The 5956-nt window shown below is 49.6% G+C and carries 5 protein-coding genes and 1 riboswitch; all 5 genes read left to right on the forward strand.

Annotated elements, in window-relative coordinates:
• Positions 1-801: spore germination protein (locus tag AC1DUA_RS28705; protein WP_477503004.1), on the forward strand; the 801-nt coding region annotated here is incomplete at its 5' end.
• 165 nt (positions 802-966) lie between these two features.
• Positions 967-2298 carry a diaminopimelate decarboxylase gene (lysA, locus tag AC1DUA_RS28710; RefSeq protein ID WP_477503005.1) on the forward strand — a complete coding sequence of 444 codons (1332 nt, stop codon included), beginning with the start codon at positions 967-969 and terminating at the stop codon, positions 2296-2298.
• 293 nt (positions 2299-2591) lie between these two features.
• Positions 2592-3023 carry a peptidylprolyl isomerase gene (locus AC1DUA_RS28715; protein WP_161408448.1) on the forward strand — a complete coding sequence of 144 codons (432 nt, stop codon included), beginning with the start codon at positions 2592-2594 and terminating at the stop codon, positions 3021-3023.
• A gap of 782 nt (positions 3024-3805) precedes the next feature.
• Positions 3806-3987, forward strand: a riboswitch (FMN riboswitch).
• Between the two features lie 234 nt (positions 3988-4221).
• Complete coding sequence (ribD, locus tag AC1DUA_RS28720) at positions 4222-5331, forward strand: bifunctional diaminohydroxyphosphoribosylaminopyrimidine deaminase/5-amino-6-(5-phosphoribosylamino)uracil reductase RibD (protein ID WP_477503006.1); 1110 nt, start codon at positions 4222-4224, stop codon at positions 5329-5331.
• A 16-nt stretch (positions 5332-5347) separates the two neighbouring features.
• Positions 5348-5956: riboflavin synthase (gene ribE, locus AC1DUA_RS28725; protein WP_477503007.1), on the forward strand; the 609-nt coding region annotated here is incomplete at its 3' end.

The following is a 5956-nucleotide window of genomic DNA, read 5'->3' on the forward strand; positions in this document are numbered from 1 at the left end:
AGTAAAGGCTGGAACCCGTATCCGATGGTGCGTTATTCGGAGCGTCCCGACGTTGTATCCGCCCATTTGCTGGAAGGTCACGTCTGTTTGTTTGTAGATACATCGCCAAGCGTCATGATATTGCCAACGACCTTCTTTCATCATGTCCAGCATGCAGAAGAATATAGACAAACACCGTTTATCGGCACTTATCTAAGGTGGGTGAGGTTTGCCGGCATTATGTCCTCCATCTTCCTGCTTCCACTTTGGTTCATGATGGTGATGGATCCTTCTTTAAAACCTGCCGGTTTAGAGTTTCTTGGACCACAGAAAGAAGGGACACTGCCGCTGGTTGTTCAATTCCTAATTGCCGACATAGGGATCGATCTGATGCGGATGGCCGCGGTGCATACTCCATCTCCGCTCGCCACTGCCATGGGCTTGGTTGCTGCCATTCTGGTGGGGGATATTGCCGTTAAGACGGGGTTATTCATCAATGAAGTGATTCTGTATCTGGCTCTTGCATCCATTGGGATGTTCGCCACACCAAGCTATGAGCTGGGGCTTGCAAACCGAGTCGTCCGGCTAGGACTGCTCATTGCCGTGGCAATCTTCCATGTCCCGGGTTTTGTTGTCGGATCGACTTTGTGGCTGCTCTGGCTGGCTACAAGAAAGTCCTTCAATGCCCCTTACATGTGGCCGCTCATTCCTTTCAATGCGAAGAGCTTCTTCGCGATTCTTCTTCGCCGTCCTGTGCTTGCTGCCAAAACGCGCTTAAGCCTCACAAAACCGATCGACGGCACACGCCAACCCAAACCGTAATAAACTAAAAGGACAAGGGAATTCATCTTGTCCTTTTTACGATTTGGGGCAGGAAGGATATTGTCAAATGCGCTTTTCCTATGTTACTTTAAATAGTAATGCGCATTCGGCCGTTTGAGCGGAATATGAGTAGCAGCAGGTTCAGGGTGAGGGGGAAATGAAGCTATGTATTTGCATGGTACAAGTAAAATTAACGGTCAAGGTCACCTTGAAATCGGTGGTGTCGATGCAACGAAGCTGGTTGCTGAATATGGAACACCTTTATATGTGTTTGACGAAACGCTTGTGCGTGAACGTTGCCGTGAGTTTGTAGATGCTTTCAAAGCGTCTGGTCTCAAATTCCAAGTGGCTTACGCAAGTAAGGCTTTTTGTGTAATGGCGATGTGTCGTATTGTTGAAGAGGAAGGAATGTCCCTTGACGTTGTGTCCGACGGCGAGCTGTATACAGCTCTTCAAGCTGGGTTCCCAGCTGAGCGGATTCATTTTCACGGCAATAACAAAACAATTGATGAAATCGAGATGGCGATTGATGCGAAAATCGGCTGTTTCGTTGTAGATAACTTTATCGAGCTCCAAATGCTGAATGCCATTGCTGGTGAGAAACGTCAGAAAGTGAAGATTTTACTGCGTATTACGCCAGGCGTTGAGGCACATACGCATGAATATATTTCCACAGGCCAAACGGATTCCAAGTTCGGTTTCGACTTAGGCAATGGTTCCGCATTCCGCGCGGTAGAAGAGGCTTCCAAGCTTAGCCACTTGGAGCTGCTGGGAATTCATTCTCATATTGGCTCGCAAATTTTTGAAGTTGAAGGCTTCCGCATGGCTGCTGAGAAAATGGCCAGCTTTGCCGTTCAAGTTCGCCAAGAAATTAGCGTTACGTTCAAAGTCATTAACCTTGGCGGAGGTTTTGGCATTCGTTATGTGAATGAAGATACTCCACTTCCGGTTTCCGTTTATGTGAAAGCTATTACGGATGCGATTAAAGATAATTTCGGACGCAACGAATATCCGCTTCCGGAAATCTGGGTAGAGCCAGGCCGCAGCATCGTGGGAGATGCAGGAACAACTCTATACACCGTTGGAACAACGAAAGATATTCCTGGTGTTCGTAAATACGTATCCGTTGATGGCGGTATGACAGATAATCCGCGTCCTGCCTTGTATGAGGCCGTGTATGAGGCGATGCTGGCGAACCGTGCTACCGAGGAACCAACCGAGGTCGTATCCATTGCAGGCAAATGCTGTGAGAGCGGCGATATGCTTATTTGGGATTTGAACCTCCCGAAAGTGAACTCAGGAGATGTGCTTGCAGTTTCTTGCACAGGTGCATATAACTATGCAATGGCAAGCAATTACAATCGTATCCGCCGACCAGGCGTTGTTTTCGTGAGCGAGGGTCAAAGTGATCTCGTCGTGAAACGTGAAACGTTCGACAACATTGTCGGGAACGATCTGATTCCTGCAAGAATGAAACAAGTGAGTGAAACGGTTTAAAATAGAAATCAGCCTGGATTTCCAGACTGATTAAGGGCTATCCCTCAGGTTCCTCAGGTTATTCGGGACCAGGGGGGTGGTTTTTTTGACTCTCAGGGAACTCCAAAGTGGAAACAGCTCGTTTTCTTGTGTAAAGCTATAGACGGACTCACATCCAACTTCGATTCTGGGCTTGTTAGAAGGGCTAAACCGGCCATACTTGAGGCAGAATTACACACGAGAATTAGCTATGTTTGTGAAATGCATCTTTTCATAGTAGAATAAGATATTATTGTCTAAAGGAGTGGACCACAATGGCCAAACAAGCAAAAATTAAACTAGCAGGCGGTGGCGAAGTTCTAATCGATCTATTCGAAAATGACGCGCCTAATACCGTTGCCAACTTTGAAAAATTAGCAAACTCCGGTTTCTACAACGGACTTGTTTTTCATCGCGTAATTCCAGGATTCGTCGCTCAAGGCGGTTGTCCATCCGGCACAGGAACTGGTGGCCCAGGCTACCAAATTAACTGTGAAATCAATCCTAACAAACATGAGCGCGGCTCTCTGGCTATGGCTCATGCTGGCAGAAACACTGGTGGTAGCCAATTCTACATTGCTTACCAACCACAACCTCACCTTGATGGACAACATACTGTTTTCGGTAAAGTTTCCAAAGGTATGGAACTTGTCGATGCTTTCAAAGGCAAAGACTTGATGGAAAAAGTGGAAGTTGTAGAAGTTTAATTCAAATAGGGTAAAAATTGCGAAGAACCTGCTGATAATCGTCAGCAGGTTCTTTTTTCGTCGGTTATTTCTATGGGAAGGAAATTTTCAGTAGCGTTGTGGAACTGTAGGCAGCTWACGGACAGAGCTGACCTTATCGCGAGGAAATAGGGCTCTGTGAAATTCTAACGGACASCAGAGCCGCTRTTCACGATAATAGCGTGAAAAATGRTCRTGAATTRAYCGAATAACGCCTCTGGAGTMCGTCAGAGCTGAKAAATGAGGGATTTAACGGGAATAACGKCAGYGAGGTCCGCTAAATGAGGGCAGAGTTTGCATACGCTAGTCTGGCATCGGCAAGTAGCAGTGCTACAACGATGAATTTCATCGTTGTAGTACGAGTTGATCGCGCATGAGCAGCCGTAACGATGTAAAAAATCGTTCGAAGCCGCAGGTGGTGCAGAACTAAGGTTATATAGTAGCTACAACGATGAATTTCATCGTTGTGAAACGCGTTGATCGCGCATGAGCAACTGCTACGATGTAAAACATCGTTGGAAGCTGAGGAGCTGGGGGAGCTGCAGAGGAACGAGAACTTCTGGACGTCAGCTTACGGACAGAGCTGACCAGTTCAGTTCAGCAGGGAACATAGCGTTTTTCCAAAAATAGCGCGGCAATAAATTTAAGTCACAACCAGCTTGAAGCGGTGCAAAAAGAGTCGTTTTTTGTAGGGTGAGGTAAAAAGACCTTGCTTTTTCGATGAGTGAGTGATAAATTTTTCATAAGTTACTTTTCATATGTGTGCAAACCTTCGGGGCGTGGTGAAATTCCACACCGGCGGTGATTCGATTGCAGGCAGCTTTGCCAGCTATCGATTAGTCCGTGACCCGTTTTGAAGCTAGCGGTACCTGATATACAGCTTCGCTACGGCTGACCCGGTGAGAATCCGGGACCGACAGTATAGTCTGGATGGGAGAAGGAATACGCGAACATTAGATTCGCTATGCATGCTTGTACATTTTTTCACGAGAACAAAAATTCGGCAGGTCTATGCTTTCGCATGGATACGTCGTGCTTGTTTGATTTGATCAAAAATGCAGCAAGTGTGGATGGATGAAGCTTCTTCGTGTTACCTAAACAATCTCTGGCCCCTATCCGATATGCGGAGGGGTCTTTTTGCATTCTATTTCAAAATAGCTTGGAAAGGCAGTGGACACACATGCATGTCTTGAATGATGAAGCTTATATGAGGCTGGCTCTGCAAATGGCTGAGAGTGCTCTTGGCCAAACAGGGATCAATCCCGTTGTCGGATGCGTTCTGGTGAAAGAGGGACGTATCGTGGGGATGGGGGCGCATCTGAAGCGCGGACATGGCCATGCTGAGGTTCTTGCTTTGCAGATGGCAGGCGAGGAAGCGAAGGGCAGTACGGCGTATGTCACACTGGAGCCGTGCAGTCACTTCGGTAAGACGCCGCCTTGCAGCGACCGTCTGATTGAAGCTGGTGTTACCCGTGTGGTCGTGGCGGGCACTGACCCGAACCCGCAAGTTGCAGGTACGGGGATTGCGAAACTGCGTGCCCAAGGCATAGACGTGTCTGTTGGGCTGCTGGGAGAGGAAGCCTCAGCAATGAATGAGGCTTTCAATAAATACATCGTCACGCGGATGCCCTTCGTGACACTGAAAACGGCCAGCACGCTCGACGGCCGCATTGCTTCCAAAACAGGCGACAGCAAGTGGATCACATCGCCTGCCTCGCGCGCATTCGTGCATACCCTGCGCCATCGGCATCAGGGTATCATGGTCGGCGTCGATACTGTCATCGCCGACGACCCGCGCTTAAGCGCGCGCGGCGACGTACCGGCTGTGCAGCCGGTGCGGATCATCGCGGACTCGCGCTTGCGAGTCCCGCTGGGCGCCCAGGTGCTCACCGAGCAGGATCGTCAGCCGACGATCCTGCTCGCCACCGCACAGGCGCCCGCAGAGCGGCGTGCCGCGCTGGAAGCGCGCGGCATCATGGTCCTCACCTGCGGAGACGGTCCGCAGGTGGACCTGACGCTCGCCATGCGGCAGCTCGGCGAGCGAGAGATCGGCTCCATCCTCCTGGAGGGTGGAGGCAAGCTGAGCGGCGCCATGCTGGAGCGGCGCCTGCTCGATAAGCTGGTGCTGATGTTTGCGCCGAAAATTATCGGCGGCGGGCAGGCAGCACCTATGAACATCACCTTCGAGGGGTTCGCGAAGATGGATGATGCAATTACGCTCGACCGGCTGAAGGTCGAGCAGTTCGGACCGGATGTGTGCCTAACCGGGTACCCGGTTTATCAGAGCTAACGAATGGAGGGCTGTCATGTTTACCGGCATTATTGAAGAAATCGGCCACATGCGCCGCATTCATAGCGTAGGTCAAGCTATGGTATTAACGATTGGCGCGAGAAAGATCCTGGAGGATGTTCATCTGGGGGACAGCATTTCAGTGAATGGTGTTTGTCTGACAGTCATTTCGTTTGATAAGGAATCTTTCTCCGTAGACGTGATGCCGGAAACTTACCGGAAGACGAATTTGCGCAAGCTGCAAGCAGGCACGCGCGTGAATCTGGAGCGAGCGATGGCGGCGAACGGCCGCTTCGGCGGTCACATTGTACAAGGACATGTGGATTCAACAGCAACGATTATTTCGCGTATTCCAGAAGAAAATGCGGTTGTCTATCGGTTCGAACCAGAGGACAAACACATTTTCCGATATATCATAGCTGGCGGCTCGATCACCATTGACGGGATCTCCCTAACAGTGGTCGATGTCACAGAGCGTGACCTGGCGGTTTCGATTATCCCGCATACACTGGCTCAAACCGTTCTGCATGATAAAAAAGCAGGGGATACTATTAACATGGAATGCGATGTTCTGGGCAAATATATGGAACGACTGCTAAAGTTCGGTCCTGCAGATGCCCTAGAA

The sequence above is a fragment of the Paenibacillus sp. 01T422 genome, from assembly GCF_056398785.1.

Bases quoted from the DNA above. Each gene is read 5' to 3' on its own strand.
- lysA (WP_477503005.1), top strand. From the start codon at position 967: ATGTATTTGCATGGTACAAGTAAAATTAACGGTCAAGGTCACCTTGAA.
- AC1DUA_RS28715 (WP_161408448.1), top strand. From the start codon at position 2,592: ATGGCCAAACAAGCAAAAATTAAACTAGCAGGCGGTGGCGAAGTTCTA.
- ribD (WP_477503006.1), top strand. From the start codon at position 4,222: ATGCATGTCTTGAATGATGAAGCTTATATGAGGCTGGCTCTGCAAATG.